The organism is Streptomyces griseoaurantiacus (genome assembly GCF_036189845.1).
Classification (GTDB): Bacteria; Actinomycetota; Actinomycetes; order Streptomycetales; family Streptomycetaceae; genus Streptomyces; species Streptomyces griseoaurantiacus.
On the sequence record NZ_CP108326.1, the window covers coordinates 6,981,164 to 7,001,792 of the forward strand.

At 74.7% G+C, this 20,629-nt stretch carries 4 protein-coding genes; all 4 read left to right on the top strand.

Features of this window, described 5'->3' with window-relative positions; all coding sequences use genetic code 11:
- The first annotated feature begins 1 nt into the window (after position 1).
- The 4 genes from OHB09_RS30735 to OHB09_RS30750 all read left to right on the top strand — a co-directional run bounded on the left by OHB09_RS30735 (position 2) and on the right by OHB09_RS30750 (position 20,619).
- Complete coding sequence (locus OHB09_RS30735) at positions 2–15,559, top strand: lonely Cys domain-containing protein (RefSeq protein ID WP_328922871.1); 15,558 nt, start codon at positions 2–4, stop codon at positions 15,557–15,559.
- Positions 15,556–16,422, top strand: coding sequence for a type VII secretion system-associated protein (locus OHB09_RS30740; protein ID WP_191892404.1), 867 nt, complete (start codon positions 15,556–15,558; stop codon positions 16,420–16,422). The genes OHB09_RS30735 and OHB09_RS30740 overlap by 4 nt, the downstream gene beginning before the upstream one ends.
- Before the next feature lie 34 nt (positions 16,423–16,456).
- Positions 16,457–17,782 (top strand): RICIN domain-containing protein, encoded by a 1,326-nt coding sequence (locus OHB09_RS30745; protein WP_328922872.1) that lies wholly within the window; start codon positions 16,457–16,459, stop codon positions 17,780–17,782.
- A gap of 446 nt (positions 17,783–18,228) precedes the next feature.
- Entirely contained in the window at positions 18,229–20,619 is a 2,391-nt protein-coding gene (locus OHB09_RS30750; RefSeq protein ID WP_328922873.1) for a M4 family metallopeptidase, read from the top strand.
- Positions 20,620–20,629: the final 10 nt, after the last annotated feature.

The following is a 20,629-nucleotide window of genomic DNA, read 5'->3' on the forward strand; positions in this document are numbered from 1 at the left end:
CGTGGCCATCATCGTCTCGCCCAAGCTCAACTGGCTCTTCTTCGTCCTCATCGGGGAGACCTTCCTCCAGGCCGACGAGGACACGGCCTACGGGACGAGCAGGTCCTACCGGGCGATCAAGCGGGACGTCGGTCAGCTCAGGGAACAGGCACAGGCGGCGATGGCCGCGGTGAGCCAGGGCTTCCCGCCCGGCGTCGCCCGGCAGTTCGTCGCCGCCATCGGCGAGGTGCTGCCCTACCTCGACGCCTTCGAGGAGGACCTGGACCGGGTCGAGTCGGGGCAGGTGAAGGTCTCCATGCAGATCAGGGAGGCGAAGTGGAACATCATCGCCGAACTGGTCCGGCTGGCCGTCGAACTGGCCGTCCTCGCCCTGCTGTCCTTCTTCACGGGCGGGGCGAGCGCCACCCAGGCGGCCCTCGCCCGGGCGCGCAGCCGTGTGTTCATCCTGGAGACGCTGTACGAACTCTCCCACCGCACCCACCTGTTGCCCAGTCTGACGGAGGCCGTGGAGGAGGCGTTCACGACGCTGGCCGTCCGGCTGGCGATGATGACGCTGGCCCCCGACGGACAGCGGCCGCGCTCGATCGACTGGAAGGACGTCGGGGTGAGCGGCGCCTTCGGCGGCGTCGCGGGCGGCCTCGCGCCGGTGTTCGCCAAGTTCATGAAGAACGTCACCGACAACCTGGTGAACCCCTTCAAGAAGAACATCGACGACATCGTCGGCAAGTTCGGCGACACCCCCTTCAAGAACACCGGGAATCCCGGGCATCCCGGGAACCTCCGCAATCCCGGAAACGGCAGGACCACGGGAGCCACCGGGCACGGCGGCGCCGGCCTGCCGACGCCGGGCCCGCGCCCCACCCCCGGGGGCGACGGCCTCGGTACGCACTCCGTCCACCAGGGTGGTCAGTTCCTCGCCGACGGCGCCTCCGAGTCGCTGGCCGAGTCGGTCGTCATGGGCGCGTTCTACGGCAACTGGACGCCGAGCTGGCAGACGTTCGTCGGGGCAGGCCTGAGCGAACGGTTCCAGGCGGGCGCGGAGGCCGGGATCGTCAACACGGCGAACTGGCTGAAGAATCCGGTGAGCCTGCCGGGCGGGGGAAGGCCCGCCGGCGGGGCCGGCACGGGGACCGGTGGCGGCGGCACGGGAGGGGGCGGCGACAGCGATGCGGACAGTGGCTACGGCAGTGACGGGGACGCCGGCAGCGTGCGGGGGTACGACCCGGTCCCCACGAAACGGGACGGCGACGGTGACACCGACAGTGGCTACGGCAGCGACGAGGAGGACCACCGGGACGCGCCCCTCCCCGCCCCGGCGAACGGCGGGGACGACGGGCGGGCGGACCCGCTCGACACCGGCGCCGGACGGAAGTTCACCGACGCGTCCCCCGACGCCGAACGGATACGGTCCGGGGCGGACGGCGCCGCGGGGAGCCGCCGGGATCCCGCCGCCCCCGACGAGGTGACCGAACCGGTGGGGCGGTCCGCGCAGCGGCCGGCCGGGGGCGAGGGCCGGGTGCAGGAACCCGGCGGGGGCCCCGCCGTTCCGGCGCCCTCCCCGCACGCCACCCTCGGCGCCGTTCCGGAGTCCGCCCCCGGCCCCGCCCCCGTCGTACAGCGGGACGGGGCCCAGCGGCAGTGGATCGCCTCCCAGGTGGGCGCCGAGGACCTCCCGGCGGACGGACTGCCGGACGGGCCGGCCCCCGACACGACGGTGAGCGTGCGGGACCTGACCGCCGCGGGGGTGACCCTGGGTCCCGCGGCGCGGGCGCAGGCCGAGCTGGGCGACGGCCGGGTGGCCCTGTCCGACAGTGGGCTGTCCACCGTCGACCAGGTCAAGGCACTCATGACGCGGCCGGGTCCATGGCCGGCCGGCCTGGACACCGCCGCCGCCAACGCCTCGCTGCGGCTGTGGCGGGGCTCCTTCGAGGACTTCGCGGGATCGGCGCCGCCCGGTGTCGATCCCGGGACCGTCCGGCAGGCGTGGGACACCGCCTCCGCACTGGTACTGCCCCCGGAACCGCATTCCGTGTTCGCCGACTCCCGGTACGCGCCGGACGCGTACCGGGACGCCGTGAGCCAGGTCGCCGACACACTGGTGAACGGCGGCGGCCGGCCGGCCGCCGCCGGACTGGCCGACCGCCTCCGCGACGACCTCGGTCTGCCCGTCCGGGGCCGGGGCGACGGCCCCGGGGCGACGGCGACGACGGCCGACCCGCGCCCCGTCCCCACCTCGTCGAGCCCCTCGGACCGGAGGGACCGGACGGAGACGGGTCACCCCACGGACCCGGCGCCGACCCGGGATGACCTCGCCGCCCCGGGCACGCACGCCCCGGGCACACACACCCTCGACCCGCACGCCTCCGACCCGCCCGTTCCGGACACCGACGCTCCCGGCACGCACGCGGCCCTCGACCCCGCCCCGGCCCCCCGGGGCGGCCCTCCCGCCCCGTCCGTCCCCACGCCGGTCACGGACCCGAGCGCCTCGTCCGCGCCCACGCCGGTCACGGACCCGAGCGCCCCGTCCGTCGCCACGTCGAGCCGTGCGGACCTCCTCGCCCCGACCTCGTCCCTCACGTCCTCCCCCTCGCCCGTCCCGGCGCCGGACACGGACGCCTTCACCACGCCCCCGCCGCAGCGGCACACCTTCGTCCCCGGCATCGACGCCGACTTCACCCCCCTGTCCGGCCGCCCCCCGGCCGGCCCGCCCTCACCCACCGGTTCGCTCGGCTCGACGGCCATGGACCTCGACACGCCCGGTCCCGAACCCCAGGCCGGTCCCCACGGGTCCCTGTCCCCGGACCCGTACCGCGCCCCCCTCGTCCACGCCTTCGGTGAGCGCATCACCGGGGACCGCCTGTACCCGCGGCTCCACGACGCCGTCGGACGACTGGACACCCTGCGGGCACTCGACACCCACCGTTCACTCCGCGAGGGGCCGTTCGACCTGGAGGCCGTGGCCCGCCGCGTACTGCTCCTGGACCCGACGGAGCCGGTCGGCCCCGGCCAGTACGGGGAGCTGTTCCGTCTCGCCCTCGAGCCGGCCATGGAGCAGGCACCCGGGCTGGCCACCCTCGCCGCGTTCGGGCTCTCCCTGCGCGGGGCGCTGGCCCATCCGCGTGCGATGACCGCCCCGGACGGCACCCCGTACGGACGCGACTGGGGTGGCGATCCACAGGAGAGCCACGGCCTCGACCTGGACCTGGACCACCTCTGGGAGCCCACCGGACAGCCGGAGGGGCAGCCCCAGACCGCCAACCCTGTTCCGGCGCCGTGGCGCCCGGGACCGGGGCGGCCCCGGCCCTTCGTCGTCGTGGCCGGCGGCACCCCCTACCGGGTCGCGGTCCTCACACGCGACGGCGCGCAGAGCGACGTGCCGATCGACGTGTTCGTCGAACTGCTGGCCATGGATCCCGTGCTGTCCGGCCTGCCCGGCGACGTGCCGGTCCTGCTCGCCGTTCCCTACGCCGGGGGACGGCAGCTCGACCTGCCGCGGTCCCTGGCCGACCGGCTCGGCCGGCAGGTGTGGTCCAGCAGCGGTGAGCCCGCCCTGGAGATCCGGGACGACGGGACGTCGGCGAGGATCTACCTGGAACAACGGCCGGACGTGCCGCGCGGCGACTGGATCCGCAGCCTCCCCGGAGAGGTGCCGACGCACGCGGCGCCCGGAACCGCACCGACCGTCGCGGCCACGCCCGGCGCACCCGCCGTGTCCCGTCCCCCCACCGCGGGGACCGCGGACGTGCCCGAGTGGCACCGCAACCTGGTCAGCTACACCATGGTCGCGGACGGGGACGGCACCGAGCAGACCGGGCGGGCCGCGTTCCACCCGGCGGAGTTCGCCGGCGTCCGGGAGAAGCAGTCGCGGAACGCACACCGGATGACCACCCTCGCGCACCGGCACTCCGGTGCCGCGGTGGCCACCGCCGAGAGACCGCTGACCGTGGGCGCCAAGCCCGGGGAGCGGGTGCACCACATCTCCGCGCACGGCGGGCCGCGACACGTCGACATGCCGCAGGAGGACGGCACCACCTACCGCGCCTCCGGCGAGGAGCTCACCGGCTGGCTCAACCGCCGGCCCAGCGTCCGCCGTCTGCGCGACAAGGACTGGATCTACCTCGACGCCTGCTGGACCGGCGGCGTGTACGGCGGTGACGCGGAGGCGTACTCCAACCTGGCGGCCTCCCTCCCTCCGGCCCCCGACCCGCTCGCCGACACCTCCCTCGCCCAGGTCGTGGCCAACGGCACCCGCAAGCGGGTACGGGCCGGCGACCGTCCCGTCGGTTACGCCGGCACCGAGGCCCCCCACCCGCGGTTCTGGCTGGAGGCGTACACCGACGCGCGCGGACGCGGCGGCCGGATCCTGGAGTTCTGGCCCGAGCCCCGCGACGCGGAACTGGCCGGCCTGGCCCGCACCGCCGGCCTGCACACCGGCCCCGGTCACGTCCCCGGCGACACCCTGGACGTCACCCTGCGGCTGGTGCGGGCCCTGCGGCAGACCTTCGGCCCCGGCATCGGCGAGGACCCCTCCCACGACGGCCTCCTGCGCGGCATCGGCGCCCTGGAGACGATGCGGCGCCAGGACCCGCACCTGAACGGCATGGGCCCGTTCACCCTGGACCTGTTCCACAGAGCGGCACTGGCCAACCGGCGGGACCACGTCGACGGCCTGCGCGTCCTGGACGAGGGTGCCTACCGAGCCCTGCTCACGCGGGCGGCCGGCGCGCCCGCGGGCACCCGGCTCACCGACTTGGTCCGGGTGCCGCAACTCGTCGGCGTCGCCCGGCAGACGCGGAATCTCGGGGACCTGCCGACCGCCGCCACGCGGTTGCTGCGGCTCGATCCCTCGGCCACGGTCGGGCCGGCGGAGGTCTCCCGGCTGTACTGGGCACAGGTGAAGGCGTACGAGTGGCTCTCCTCCCTGCCCGACGTGGGCGCCGCCGCGGCGGCGGCACTGCACCTGCCGTCGCCCGACCCGTCGAAGCGGAACGAACTGGGTCTGCTGGCCACCCGGGCGATCGCCGCCGGGCGCAACCCGTACGACTCCGTCGAACTCGCCGCCCACCACCTGGAGGAACAGGGGGCCCTCCACCCCCAGTCGCTGATGCGCGACGCCGCGGGCCGGCCGAGCGGCCGCAACTGGGGCGGGCCGATGCCACCGAACACGCACGTGGACGCCTCCGTCCTCGGCACGCTGACCCGGCAGCCGGACGGCTCCTACCGGCGTACCGGCGGCGAGGCGACGCCCTGGGCGGGACAGGGAGAGCACCCGGCGTACGTCGTGACGGCGGAGGACACCGGCACGGGCAGGGTCTGGATCACGCTGCCCGGCGGACGACGGGTCGCCGTGCCGCACGCCGAGTTCGCCCAACTCCTCGCGCGCGACCCCGAACTCCTCGCCCGGGACCTGTGGAAGACGGACATCGTCCTGGCGGTCTCCCGTTCCGGCGACGACACACCCCGGCCGAACGTCCCGCAACCGAACCCCGCGCAACCGAACCCCGCGCAGCCCACCGCCCCCCTGCCCGCCTCCGGCCGGCCCACCGCGCCGCAGCCCAACGCCCCGGGACCCGTCGCGCCCCCGTCCCTGCGGAACGCCGTCGTCGGCGCCACCGGCCGGACCGTCTGGGCGCCCAGGGGCGTGATCGGCCTCGGCCGGTCCGGCAGCACCGGTCCGGTCTCGCTGGCCGGCGTTCCGGCCACGCCCGGCGTCACGGCCGCCGCCGACTGGACCCGCACGCACCCGTCCGCCCTGCTCCCGACGGCGCAGACACCCCCGGCGCAGGCCCCGGTTCCGCCCCGGCCCCATGCGTCCCCGCCCGGACCCACGTCGTCCGCCGCGTCCACCTCCCGCTCGAACCCGTCCGACACCACCACCGTCGCCCCCAGGCGCCCCAGAACCGTCGGCGGGAAGGTCCCCTCGCCCCGGTCCCGCACCGCGCCGCCACGCGTGCCCCCCGCTGCCGCCGCGCTCGCCCCCATCCCCGAGGACGCCCCCGCCCCGGCTCCCGCCCCCACCCCCGCCCCCCTGCGGCTGCCGGCCGTGCCCCGGCCCGCCTGGGTCGGTGACGACCTCGACGCACGGCGCCCTCCGCGCCTGGACCGCGACCTGCCACCGGCCCCCGTCGGCGGCGGCGGGCCCGTGAAGTTCACCGACCGTTCACGGCTGCCCGCGTACATGGGAGGCGTCGGCGCCCTGCTTCCCGGACTGCCGCCCCAGGTCCTGAGCCGTTCCTACCGGCTCGGCCAGGGCGACCGGGTGCTGCGCGGCGGCGAGCAGGTGGCGCGGGAGATCGGGGACCGCCTCGGCACCCACTGGCACCTGGCCCCCGCCCCGGCGGCCAAGCGCCGCGGCACGCCCAAGCGCACCCTCGTCGACGACGTACGGCTGCACCTGGAACGCAACCCGCACGCCTTCTTCGGCGACGGCCGGCAGTTCACCTACCGCACCAGGAGCGGCCGTACGCGGGTGGCGACCGTGACCGCGCGCCCGTACGGCCAGTGGGAGCGCTTCACCTTCGGCTACGCCAACCCGGTCAAGGTGGACACCATGCAGCGGACCACCGCGACGACCGGCCGGACCGCCGTGAACAGCACCTCCACCTCCCTGCTGCCGTCGGTGCCGCTCGGCCCCGCGAAGCACCCGTACAGCGTCTGGGGCCGGGTCTTCTTCCGCACGTCCTGGGGCAAGCGGGTCCAGTACGGGCAGCAGAACCAGACCGTGAACCAGGTCGAGACCCGCACCACCGACGGCTCGCACGCCCACCTGGACGACGTCTGGTACGAGGTCGCGGTCACCGACCGCCGGGGCCGCCCGGTCGACGGCCTGGGCAAGCCGGTGACCAGGCGCGGCACGCGGGGGATCGGCTTCGGATTCGCCGTCCGGGACGGACTGATGGTGCGGCTGGCCGACAGCCTCACCCACGACGCTCCGCCCGCGGAACGGCTGCCCGCGCGGATCGACCTGGGCGGCCGGCCCGCCTACCGCTCGGTCGCCACCGAGACCTACGGCCCGATGGCGCACGTGCGCACCTGGGTGCTGCACCAGGCAGGCGTCAAGTCGGACACCGCGGCGGGCACGGAGTTGAGCGAGTTCTTCTCCTCCGACACCTTCCAGCGCGCCGGCGGTGTCCTCAACGCGGGCCGCACCACCACGCCCCCGCTCTTCCGCGACGACGCGGGCCGTTCGCCGCTCGGCGTGTTCTCGGTCCGGGTCGAGTCGGGCGAGGCCGTCCTCATCAGCGAGACCAAGGCGGCGGAACTGCGTGACATCACGCAGTCCACGGTCCGCAACGAACGCACCGTGGGCCACTCGAGGAACACCGAGATCGGCGGCGCGGTCGGCCCCTCGTTCCAGTGGTTCGGGCTGCGCGACGGGAAGTTCAACCTGCGGCTGCTGCTCGGCGGCAACTTCCGCTACGGCAGCTCCCGCAGCCGGGGCGCCACCACCGGCGGCACCGGCGCCGTCAAGTCGGCCGCGCAGGCGAAGGGCGATCCGACCGGGCTCTACCTCGTGCAGAAGACGATCACCGTCACGGCGCCGCCCGACACCAAGGCACCGCTGCCGGACCGGCGCCGCGGCGAAGGCCGCCGCGGCAAACTGCGCAAGAACCCGCCGCGGAGCTGGAGTTCACCGCCGCGCAGCCAGACCTTCCAGACCTGGGCGGTGGAGCGGATGACGCGCACCGAGGCCCGGCGGCTCGCGGGCGAGGACCGCCACCTGCCCACCGGGCCCGAGCCGGCCGCCCCGCCCTACCTGGCCGAGAACGACCCCACCACCCTGGGCATGGCGCGCGTGGAGGGCTTCTCCTTCGCGGACGGCTCCGCCACCCGCACCGACCGGGGCCGGGAGCGCACGTTCCCCGAGTACGTCGCCGAGCGGGTGCTGAGCGAGGTCGCGCGGGTCCACCGCGACCTGGTGGCGCCGATCGACGAACTGAACCCGGACAACCCGCGCTGGCGCGACGCCGCGCACTACGAGATCGTCCTCAACAACACCCTCGAAGTGCTCAACACGCTGACTCACCACGGCATGGCGGGCAGCCTCGAGACGATGGCGACCGACGGCCTGCGCCTGTCGCTGGTCGACTCCGGCCGCGCCACCCGCGGTCTGCGCCACGTGTGGATCGACGCCAGGCTGACGGGGCGGCGATACGAGGGGAAGCAGAAGGACCTGCGGCTGCGGTTCAGCGCGCCCGGCAGCGAGAACCTGGGCGGGCAGCAGAGCGCGGGGCGCGGACTGCACGGGGGAGTGGAGGGCCTGCTCTCCGTGCGCGACCCGGCCACCGACGACATCGGCCGCCCGAACCGGGCCGGCGCCGCCTCCCTCGGCGGGCGGTACGGCCGCCGCAGTGACGTGGAGAGCGGCTACGGGCCGAGCGCCACGCACGAGGCGATGTCCATCAGCACCAAGGGCGCCCACCTCTACAGCTACGACCTCACCCTCACCGCCCGGCGGGGCGGGTTCTGGCGGTTCCGCAGCATGCTGCGCGGCATCCTGTTCCTGAACCTGCTCGGCACCCAGCCGTTCGTCTTCCGGGACCCGCGGACCGACCTGATCGCACCGTCCACGACACCGGGCAGCGCCACGGACACGGGCACAGACACGGACGCGGGCGGGCCGGTCGTCGGACGCGTGCTGCTGAGCATCCCCACGGAGCACGTCCCCACCCGCCTCACCCACCGGCCCCTCTCCGCGCTCCACGGGCGCCCGCTGGCCATGACCGCCCGTGGCGCCCGCGACCTCGCCCTGTCCACCCGCCGGTTCTTCGACCGGGCCGCACGGCAGCGACCCGAGGACCACCAGCGCCACCCCTTCCTCACCCTCGCCGTCACCGCCCACCCCGGGATCACCGACGCGGCGCAGCAGGTGCTGGAGGAGGCGTCCGGCGGCTCCTGGCTGCTGGCCGAGGAGGGCGCCCCCGCACACGACGCCGCGATGCGAGCCTTCCAGAGCCAGTACCTGACCTCCAACTTCGACCAGACCTCGACGCCCTCGGGGTGGCGGGTCTCCGGACTGTGGGCGAAGGCGCCGTACCTCAACCGCTCGGCAGTCGTCGCCCACCGCACCCGGCTGATCCCGGGCAGTCTGACCGCGCTGACCGGAGCCGTCTCCGTCGACACCGAGACCACGCTCGGCGGTGTCACCCCGGCCGTCGGCCGCAACATCCGCACCAGCACCACGTTCTTCGGCGGCCAGGTCACCCTGCTGCAGTCCCACCGCACCGGGCCCGGCCTGACCGGCGCCTACGGTCTCGTCGTCAGCCCCTACCGGCTGGACCGCGCGCAGGCGCGCACCGTCTCCCGGGTCGCACTCGCGGAGATCAACCGCAAGGACTTCAACCGGCAGGTCCTGGTGACCGGTGACGTCCAGCACGAGGTCGCGGCCGCCTCCTCCACCGTCGGCCGGGCGGCCACCGGCTCGCGGTACGTGCCGCGTTGGCTGGCCGGGGCCGCCGGACGCCGGGTCCTCGTCAACGACGGCTGGACCGGGCACATCCCGGAGAAGAGCGCCTACCGGCTGGGCCTGCTCACCGACCGGTGGGGCGACGTGCCGATGTACACCGGGCGCTCCTGGTCGCCGCAGCCCTGGCTGCTCGACAACCCGTTCGGCGGCTTTCCCGTCAACTCCCTCAACGCCGCGCCCGTCCTGCGGGACTTCGACCGCAAGCTGCGTCCGCTCGGCCTGCCCAAGGCGGATCGGGACGCCATCCACCGGCTGGTGTCGGCGCGCGTGGTGCGTTCCCTCGGCAAGGAGATGATCGGTCCCGGTTCCTCGGTGCCGGCGAGTATCGGCCGCTGGGGCTCGCAGACCGCGCAGTTGTGGATCGGCGAACGTCAGGTCAGGGTCCGGTCGGAACTGATCCCGGTCAAGGTGCCCCGCACCCCGGCCGGCACCGGAACCGACGGGGAGCCGGGCTTCAACGGCCTCGGACACAGCGTGGAGTTCGAGGAGCACCGCCAGGCCGTGGAGACGGAGCTGGAGGGCAGCAGCCGGACCGTCGGCGCGAGTGTCGGCACCACCGTCAGCGAGGGGGTGCACACCGGAGACGACGTCGTCAGGGCGGCCGGACCCCAGTACTCCGAGGTCGGTGCCACCCAGCAGAACGCGAGCCAGACCCACTCCGAGGGCGGGGTGCGCATCGCCACCGCGACGACCACCCAGGCCCACGCCGAGTACGTCACCCGCTACCGGCTCCGCCTCACCCTGGAGGTCACCGACACCGGCGAACCGGCCGCCCCCGACGGAACCGCGCCGGCTCCCGCGACCGGACTCGCCGCGTTCCGGCGGGGGTTCGGGCGCTGGTGGCACAAGTGGACGGGGCACCGTCGGCACACCATCGTCGAGGAGGGCGACGTCGGCGAGTTGGTCGAGCACCTGCCGCTCAGCCTCATGCGCCCCGACCCGCCCCGCACGGACCGCACCGAGGGGACCGGCGGCGCCGACGGCACCGGCCCCGATCCGCTCGCCCCACCGCGACTCGGCCCGGCCGGCAGCCCCCACAAGGTGGACATCCCCCGCGTCATGGGCGCGGGCGGCTGGCACGACGTCGTGCACCCCGGTGACGGCACCACGAAACCGTTCACCCTGCCCACGGACGGCTTCAAGATCCGCCGGGTCGTCGGCTTGGACCACCTGCACACCGCCAACACCCTCGCCCTGGCGGCCGCGTACGACGCCTCGCTCGACGTGCCGCGCACCGGCACCCCCGGCGAGGCGCTCGTCGCCAAGGCGCTGGACACCCCGCTGACCCGGGCCGGCAGCGGCTCCGCGCAGAACCTCGAGGACGGCACCGGCAACGGCGCCCTCACCTCGTTCTACGACCACACCCTGACCGCCGACGGCTACCAGATCCCCGGGCTGACCGACAGCGGCTTCTTCGGCGGCGCCGACGGAGACCTGCGGATGTACTCCCGGCCGGACTTCCGAGGTGCCCAACTCCTCACCGTCGCCGACGGGATGAAGCACGAGGCACCCCGGCGCGACACCCACGGCGCCGGCATGTCCGCGGCCCGCGTCGGCTCCACCGAGTCCTCCCTGGGCGGCGGCCCCCTCACCTCCTCCCAGGACACCGGCACCAACCAGATGGGCGCCTCGGGGCCCGGCGACTCCTCCACCGAGTCCGACGCCCTCGCCCAGTCCGGCGACCGGCTCGGCTCGGTCAACGTCAAGCCGAACACCACGCGTTCCTTCCTCTTCGCCATCCCCACCACGTGGCTCAGCGTCGCCGCCGTCCACCACCACGCCAAGGACAGCCGGGCGGTACGGGTGCTGCGCGGCCCCTTCGGGGAGACGAAGCGGGCACCGCAGGCGGTGGAGACCGACACCACCGTGCTGGCCTGGGTGCGCGAGGACGTGGCCCGTTCGCTCGGACTGATCGACGACACCGGATTCCCGCCGAAGGTGGGCAAGGCGTGGGACGCGGTCACCAAGGCGGACAAGGAGTGGACGGCCGCCGACAAGAAGTACTGGGACCTGCGCCGCGACGAGGGACCCGCGCGGGACGCGGCCCTCGAAACGGCCCAGCGGGACCTGGACACCCGGATCGCCGTGCTGGACACCCTGCCGGAGGTCGTCGCCGCACGCGACGCGCTGCGCGCCCTCGACGACGAGGCGCACACCACCGAACCCGCGCACGAGGGCTGGGCCGAACTGCGGGAGGAGCAGCGCCAGGACGCCGTGGACCGGCTGGCACGGGTGAAGCGGGAGGCCCTGGCGGAGGTGACCCGGGTACGGGACGCGGCACGTGTCCGGGTGGACGAGTTCGACGCCGTGCTGCGGGCGGCACGGGAGAAGGCCGAGGCGCTGGCACTGGAGTACGCCCGGGTCCGCGAGGGCGCCGACCGGCTCACGCGCTGGCACCAACTGCACGCCACACAAGAGGGCCGTGAACGGCTCGGCAGCACACCCGAACCGGGGGAGGTCACGTTCACTCCGCCGGGAACGCCGGAGAGCAAGCCGGAGGAACCGAAGAAGCCGAAGATGAAGGACGACGGCGGGAAGGACAACGGCGGGAAGGACAACGGCAAGGCGAAGGGGACGAAGCCCGGCGACGGCAAGGCGAAGGAGGCGAAGTCCGGCGACGGCACGGCGAAGGAGACGAAGTCCGGCGAGAGCGGCGCCAAGGAGGGCACGTCCGGCGACGGCAGGACGGGGGAGGGGTCCGGCGGAGGCGCCGAGGGCCCCGACCGGGGCGCCCGTCCGGCGTACGCGCGTCCGCCCTGGCAGCCGGACCCCGGGGGAACCGGCGTCCGCTTCGACGCGGCGACGGACCACCGCACCCTGACCGCCACCGGACCCGACGGCCGCACCCGCGTCTACGACCTGTACCGGCCCGAGGCCGACGGCAACGGGTTCTTCGCCGCCGTCGCCCATGTGGTCGGCGGCCGGTACCGCGACCCCGCGCTGCTGGCGGCCGCGGTGGTCCGGAGCGAGGAGATGCCGAAGGACGCGCCCCTCGACCCGGACGCGGTCTTCCGCACGGAGGAGTTGGACCGGCGGATCGGCGGCACGGACTACGGCCGCAACCCGGCCCGGGAGCGCCTCGACCTTGCGGCGGTCGAGGCGGACGGGGGCCGCCTGCCCGAGGCCGTGCGGGCGGTCCTGAACCCGGTGCAACGGGCCGCCCTCGTGCGGCTGCACGTGCAGCGGGCCCGTCGGTGGGACGCGGACACGGCCGCGCTGGCGGCCTCGGCGACCGCCCGCCATCTCGGCGTCGACCTCGTCGTGGTCGACGAGGACGGCACCGAACACCGTCACCCCGGCAGGACCTCTCGCAACACCGGCCCGGTCCCCGAGGTGACGATCTACCGGCAGGGCGATTCCTTCCTCCCCGCCGTCCCCCGCACCACGGCCACCTCCTCCGTCACGGACACCGCACGCGCTACCGCCCCGCACACGGGCGGGCCGTCGCTCCGCCCCGCCCCGTCCGGTCGGGAGCCCGGCTCCCTGCTCCCTTCGGACGGCACGGGGACCGGCCCGTCGCTTGCGCCGCCCGCACCGCCCGCGCCGACCGCCCCGCCGGCCCCGCCGCTCGGGGCGGCGGCCGAGCGGTCCCTCGCGGCGGCTCCTGCCGCGCCGAGCGGCGGGAAGCCCGTGCCCCCCGTCGTGCCCGGCGCCGCGAGGGGCACGTCCGCCCCCGCGGCCGAAGACGCCCGAGGGGCGCCCGTCGCCGCACCCCTCGTACCGCCGACCGGACCGGAGACCGCACCGCCGCCTCCGGTCCGGACGGCCTCCGTTTCCCCGGCCGTCGGGCCGCGCGTCACCGTGGGCGGTCACGCATTCGTACGGCGCGCGGTGGCGGCCGACGGGGACTGCCTGCTGCACGCCGTACGACACGGGCTGCGAACGCAGGCGCCCGGGCTGCCCGCCGGGCGCATGGACGTGGCGGGACTGCGCCGGTACCTCGCGCACTGGTACACCCACGCGGACGCCGCCGCCGAACTGCGCGCCGCGCACGCCGCACAGGACCCGCTGGACCTCCTGATCCGGGACCAGTTCCCCGACCGGGCCTCCCTCCTCGCCCTGCTCGGCCGCACCCGGCCCCCGGAACTCACCCCCGCCCAGCGCGAGCGGGTGGACGAAAGAGTCTCGGACGCCCGGATGCGCGCCGCCCTGATCGCCCTGGCCGCCGAGCCCGGCGACCGGGAACTGCTGCGCGATCTGCCCACGGGTGTCGCCCGGGTCCTGCTCCCGGCCGACCCGTCCGCCCTCCCCCCGGCCGACCGGGACTTCGAACAGCGCCAGATCGCCCTGGCACATGCCGAGACCCTGCGGGCCGAGACACTGCACGTGCTGCGGGCCGGCCCCGGGGACCCGGCCGCCGACGCCCTGTGGCAGCGGGTACGCGCAGAGCTGCCGTACCGCGTGCGCGAAGGCGGACTTCCCCACGACCGCACCGAGTTCCTGGCGCTGCGCCTGGATGACGTCGTCGTCCGCGCTCTGTCCTCCGCCGACCTGTGGCAGTCCCCCTTCTACGACGAGGTCCCCCTTCTGGTGGCCCGTGCGCTCGGCGTCGACCTCGTCGTCGTGCGGCCCGGGGCCCGGGGCCACGAGGCCCGGTCGCTGGACGCCGCCGCCACGGGGCCCACCGTCCACGTCCACTACGACGGGATCGACCACTACGAGTCGCTGGAGCCGGACGGAACGGCCGTACCCGAGCCGCCCGGTCCCGTGCGGCTCGGTCCGCTGCCCTCGCCCGCCCCCCGGTCCGATGGGCCCGACCGCGCCTGGGTCGCGGACCTGGCCCGCGGACACGGAGCCGGCGAGGAGTACCTGGCGGAGCTGACGGGCGGCCTGTCGGCGGGCACCGTCGCCGCGCTGCGGGCGCACGCCCGGCGGCGCGACGACGCCCTCGCCGCACCCGTGCTGCCCAAGCGGGTCAAGGACGAGGAGCTGGACGCCGACCGGGAGGTCCGCATCAACCCGCTGTGGATCCCCCTCGACGACATCGACCCGGACCTGCTGCTCGCCGGCGGCCGGGACGCCGTGTGGATCTACACGGTCACCCCGGAGGGCCGCATCCTGCTGGGCAGCGAGAAGCCGTCGGACGTCCTGCCCGCCGACCAGTTCGACGCGCTGCTCGCCGGCGTCCGGACCAGGCACCCGGAAACGACGGCAGAGGAACTGCGCCGGACCGTCGACGGCCTCGGCCACACGGGCATCGCCGCCCGGTTCCGCTCCGACGGCAGGCTGGACCCCGGCGCGAGCCGGGTGTCCGGCGAGTTCCTGTGGAGCGAGGAGCTGGGCTCCTGGACGGTGAACGACAAGTCGGGGCGCTACATGAGCAAGGTCGTCCGCCCGGACCTGCCGCCCGAACGGGCCGCGCACTGGCTGGAGAACGTGGCCGCGCTGTTCACCGAACGGCTGGGCTTCACCGTACGGCCCGTCCAGGTCAAGTTCGCCGCGGCACCGCGACAGGCCGGTACGCGGACGGACGGGGAGGTGGCCGACGAGCTGACGCTCGCCTTGGTGCCGGGCACGAAGGACTGGTTGCCCGAGGCGCTCGCGGGCGCGTTGAGGGAACAGGCCCCCGCGCTGCTGAACCGGCCGGGCCTCGGCGCCCTCCTCTCAGGCCCGGACGCGGCGGACGCGCTGCACCGCTGGGTGGAGTTCCGGCTCGCCGCACCGGACGGGGCCCGGCGTGCGCCGCAACTCATCGATCACAACTGGGCAGGCGGGCGCACCGCTGTGACCACGAATGAACTAAAGTCCGCTGGTGTGAAGTTGCTCGACGACCAGAACGCCTTCGCCGTCCTGTCGGGCGGTGGCGTGCCGCTGACGGACGTCACGCTTTCTCCTGCCCAGCGCTACCGGCTGCTGCGGCTGTGGGGCGACCGCGAGGAGACCCTGACGGAGGTCGCCGCCGCCGTGGCGGCGGCCGACCTCGGTCTCCGCGTCACGCTCACCGAACCGGGCGGTCGCGCGCGGCACTTCGACCCGCCGCCCGCCCTCCCGGAGCCGGACCCCGCTCGTCCGGAACCGGCCGCACCAGCGCGGAGCGCCCCCGCCCCGGCCGAACCCGCCCCGACCGGTGACCCGTTGGAGTTTCGACAGTGACCACCTCGCCCCCCTCCCCGCAGTCGGACACCCCGCCGGGAGAGCCCGCCCAGGCCGGTACGGCGACCGTCGCCGCCGCGACCCTCCCGCCGGACTCCCCGCCGCTTCCCGAGGAGTTCCTCGAGGCCGCCCGGCTCGCCCCGGACCACTGGATCAGCGCGATCGACCCCGGCTGGACCGGCGACGGACTGCCGCCCGCGTTCGCCGTGGCCGGCCGCTGGCGCACCGGGCCCACCGGGGAGGTCGAGGAGTGGGAGGGGAACGAGGACTACCGGCCCTCGCCCCGCGCCCTCGACTGGCCCGAGCCCACGGACGCCCTCGACGCCGCACTCCAGGGCGCCGTCACGGGCTACGGACCGCCCGAGGAGGTGGCCCGGGCCCTCGCGGAGGCGGAACTGCTGGTACTCACCTCCTCCGACGGGTCCCCGGTGACCGCCACGGCCGCCGACGGCACCCCGGTGGTCCCCGTCTTCAGCGCCTCCACCCACCTCGACCTCGTGGGCGGCTTCGCCTTCGCCCGCCGCACCGCGGCCGACCTGCTGCCCGACCTCCCGCCCGAGCACCGGCTCTACGTCAACCCGGCGGGACCCGCGGGCGCGGTCCTGGCCCCCGACGTCCTCGCGGAGGCGACGGGCACGGCGGACGCCGAGGACGCGGTAAACGTCACGGACACCACGGGCGCGACGGCAACGACGCCGGACGCGGCACCCCGGCCCGCGGGCGACGAGAACCCGCGCCCCCCGCTTCCGGCCGCCGAGCAGGGCGCACCGCCGTCCGAGGACGGCCCCGGCTCCCCGGCGACCGCGCCCGGCCAGGACTTCCCGCCTGCCGAGACCGCCCCGGACCGCCCCTCCGCTTCGTGACCCCGCAGCGCCCACTGCCCCGGAAGGCCTGACCATGCCCCGTTCGCACGACCCCGCCGCCGATTCGTCCGAGGCCCCCTCCGAGCCCGCGTCCACGACGTCCTCCGCGTCCACCCCCTCCTCCGGGTCCGCGGCGTCCTCCACGCCCGGCGCGTCCGGCATGTCCGGCACCGCCGCCGCCGCGAGCGCCGCCGCACCCGCGCCCGTGCCCGCACCGGACGCGACCCCGGACGCCCCCGCCGCGGCCGAGAAGAAGGACCACCCCACCGCGTCCGGGAAGCCGGCCCCCGAGCCCGCCGCTCCGGAGCCGGAGGCCGCCGCCGAGGCGGCCCGCGCCCCGGAGCCCGAGGCCGCGCCGGCCGCCGTCGCCATGGCGGTCGTCGACGGCCCCGGCGCCGCGGGCGCGGCGGCGGCCGGGGCGCCGCCCGGACGCCCGCGCGGCTCGCTGCTCGCCGCCGCCGGTATCGCGGGCACGCTCCTGATCTCCGTCCCCCTCCTCGTCATGGCGATGAACGACGACAACTCGCCCTCGGACCGCGTCCGCACCGAGACCGTCGGCGGGGCCACCCTCGATCCGGGCCTGGCCGGCGAGCCGGGCGCCGCCTATCGCGCCGAGTCCGCCTCACCGTCCGCCTCCGCCACGGACTCCACGAAGCACAAGCCCGGCGACAAGGCGGACGGCAAGGGCGGCGACAAGGTCGCCGGTGACGGGTCGGCGGCCGGAGGCTCCGGGGCCGGGGACGCGCAGGGATCCGGGAACTCCGGCAACTCCGGGAAGGAGGGGGAGCAGGGCACGGCCCAGAAACACACGACGAAGAAGAGCACGAAGAAGAAGAAGTCCTCCCGTCCCAGCGCCCGCTCCCTGGCCAACGCCGCCTCCTCCCAGTCACGCGTCCTGCTGAAGAACGTGAGCACCGGTCAGTGCGCCGACGTGCCCAACTTCGGCAACGGACGGGTGGACGGCCCGGTCAACCAGTACCCGTGCAACGGCACCTCCGGCGACAACCAGCTCTGGAACCTCGTGCCGCACTCGGAGGTCGGCAAGGGCCCCGGCGGTTCGGTGCTCTTCGTGATCCGCAACAACAAGGACGGGTTCTGCCTGGACCTGCCCAACTTCGGCGCGGTGTCGGGCGGTACGCGGATCACCGAGTACCACTGCCGGCCGCACCGGAACGACAACCAGCTCTACTGGCTGGACCGCCGCTCCGACGGCACCTACTGGATCCGCAACCTCGCCAGCCGCAACCTGTGCCTGAACGTCGCCGGCGCGGCCACCGGCCGCAACGACGCGGCCCTGCAGGTGGGCACCTGCAACGACAGCTCCAACGACGACACCCACTGGTACTTCACGCGCGGCTGACGCACCGGTGGGTGTCGCTCCGCGATGCCCTCGTCCCCGGCCCCGGCCTCCGTGCGGCGGCCGGGGTACGCGTGTGGCCGGTGCGACCGCCGGGGCGCCCGCGGTGCGCGCGGGGACCGGCGCGGGCCGAGGGTCCGTCTAGGGATAACCCTCGGATGCCGCCCCGAGAGATGGCATGGACCGGTCAACGGTGCCATTCTCGGCGAGCCACGGTCCCGCTCGCACACGGCACCCCCACGCACGGCACCCCCCCACAAACACAGCCCCCCCACCCCCCACCCCCCACATAGACCCCCCACGCACACCCCCCACCCCCCCCACACCCCCCACACCGCACCTCCCGCACAGCACGTCCGCACAGCTCAGCTGGACCCGGACAGCACACCCCGGCTGCCCGGTCCCTCCCCCGGCCGCGCATCGCGGCCGCCGCAGACAGAGGAGTGCGCGTGAGACGCAACCCCCGCAGACCGGCCGCCACGGGAGCCCTCGTGGCCACCGCGGCGCTGCTCGCCCTCGGCATACAGACCGTGCCGGCGACCGCCGGCACCTCTCCCCACCCCAGCCCCCTGCGCACCGGCTCACTGCAGGCGGAACTCGGCCCCGCCCAGCAGACCGCGCTCGTGAAGAGCGCCCGCGCGGCGACCGACACGACCGCGCGCACCCTCGGCCTCGGCGCCAAGGAGAAACTCCTCGTCAAGGACGTCGTCGAGGACAACGACGGCACCCTGCACACCCGTTACGAGCGCACCTACGCGGGCCTGCCCGTGCTCGGCGGCGACCTCGTGGTGCACACCCCGCCCGCCACGCGGGCCAAGGGCACGGTGAGCGCCACCTTCAACAACACGCACACCCTCACGGTGCCCACGACCACCCCGAAGGTCACCAGGGCGGACGCCGGAACCAAGGCGCTGCGGGCAGCCGAGTCGCTGGACACCGGCGCGCCCGCCACCGACAGTGCCCGCAAGGTGATCTGGGCCGGGCAGGGCACCCCGAAGCTCGCCTGGGAGACGGTGGTCGAGGGCGTCCAGGACGACGGCACGCCCAGCAAGCTGCACGTCGTCACGGACGCCACCACCGGTAAGGAACTGCACCGCTACCAGGCCGTGCAGACCGGCACCGGCAACACCCAGTACAGCGGCACGGTGACGCTCTCCACCACCAAGTCCGGCTCCACGTACCAGCTCTACGACACCACGCGCGGCGGCCACAAGACGTACAGCCTCAACCGCGGCACCTCGGGCACCGGCTCCCTGATGACGGACGCCGACGACGTGTGGGGCGACGGCACCGGCTCGAACACCCAGACCGCCGGCGCCGACGCGGCCTACGGGGCGCAGGAGACCTGGGACTTCTACAAGGACACCTTCGGCCGCAGCGGCATCCGCGACGACGGTGTCGCCGCCTACTCCCGGGTCCACTACAGCAGCGGATACGTCAACGCCTTCTGGGACGACAGCTGCTTCTGCATGACCTACGGCGACGGCTCGGGCAACACCCACGCCCTGACCGCGCTGGACGTGGCGGGCCACGAGATGAGCCACGGCGTCACCTCCAACACCGCGGGCCTCAACTACAGCGGTGAGTCCGGCGGCCTGAACGAGGCCACCTCGGACATCTTCGGCACCGGTGTGGAGTTCTACGCCGACAACGCCACCGACAAGGGCGACTACCTCATCGGCGAGAAGATCGACATCAACGGCGACGGCTCGCCGCTGCGGTACATGGACAAGCCGAGCAAGGACGGGGCCTCCAAGGACAGTTGGTACTCCGGCCTGGGCAACCTCGACGTGCACTACTCCTCGGGACCGGCCAACCACATGTTCTACCTGCTGTCCGAGGGCAGCGGCACCAAGACCATCAACGGGGTCACCTACAACAGCCCGACCTCCGACGGTGTCGCCGTGCAGGGCATCGGCCGGGCCGCCGCGCTGCGGATCTGGTACAAGGCGCTCACCTCGTACATGACCTCGTCGACCAACTACGCCGGAGCCCGCACCGCCGCCCTCGACGCGGCCGCCTCGCTCTACGGCACCGGTTCCACCCAGTACGCCGGGGTCGGCAACGCCTTCGCGGGCATCAACGTCGGCAGCCACATCGACCCGCCCGCGAGCGGCGTCACGGTCACCAACCCGGGCAACCAGTCCTCCGTCGTCGGCACCGCCGTCAGCCTGCGGATCTCCGCGAGCAGCAGCAACGGCGGAACGCTCTCGTACTCCGCGAGCGGTCTGCCGGCCGGACTGTCGATCAACGCCTCCACGGGCGTCGTCTCCGGCACGCCGACCGCGGCCGGCACCTCGGACACCACCGTCACGGTGACCGACTCCACCGGCGCCACCGGCACCGCGCGCTTCACCTGGACGATCAGTCCCGCCGGTGGCGGCGGCTGCACCTCGGCCCAGCTCCTCGGCAACCCGGGCTTCGAATCGGGCAACACCACCTGGTCCGCGTCCAGCGGCGTCATCACCGATTCCAGCGGTGAGGCGGCCCACGGCGGCTCGTACAAGGCCTGGCTGAACGGCTACGGCTCGCGGCACACCGACACCCTGTCCCAGTCGGTGACCGTCCCGAGCGGCTGCCGCGCCACCCTCACCTACTACCTGCACGTCGACACCTCGGAGAGCTCCGGCAGCGCCAAGTACGACACGCTGACGGTCACCGCCGGGTCGACGACACTGGCGACGTACTCGAACCTCGACGCCGCCTCCGGCTACAGCAAGAAGACCTTCGACCTGTCCTCCTTCGCCGGCTCGACCGTCACGCTGAAGTTCACCGGCGTCGAGGACACCTACCTGCAGACCAGCTTCGTCGTCGACGACACGGCCCTGACGACGAGCTGATCCGCGCACC

What these genes read in the sequence shown, in the direction of transcription:
- OHB09_RS30745 (WP_328922872.1), top strand. Translation starts at nt 16,457, where the DNA reads ATGCCCCGTTCGCACGACCCCGCCGCCGATTCGTCCGAGGCCCCCTCC.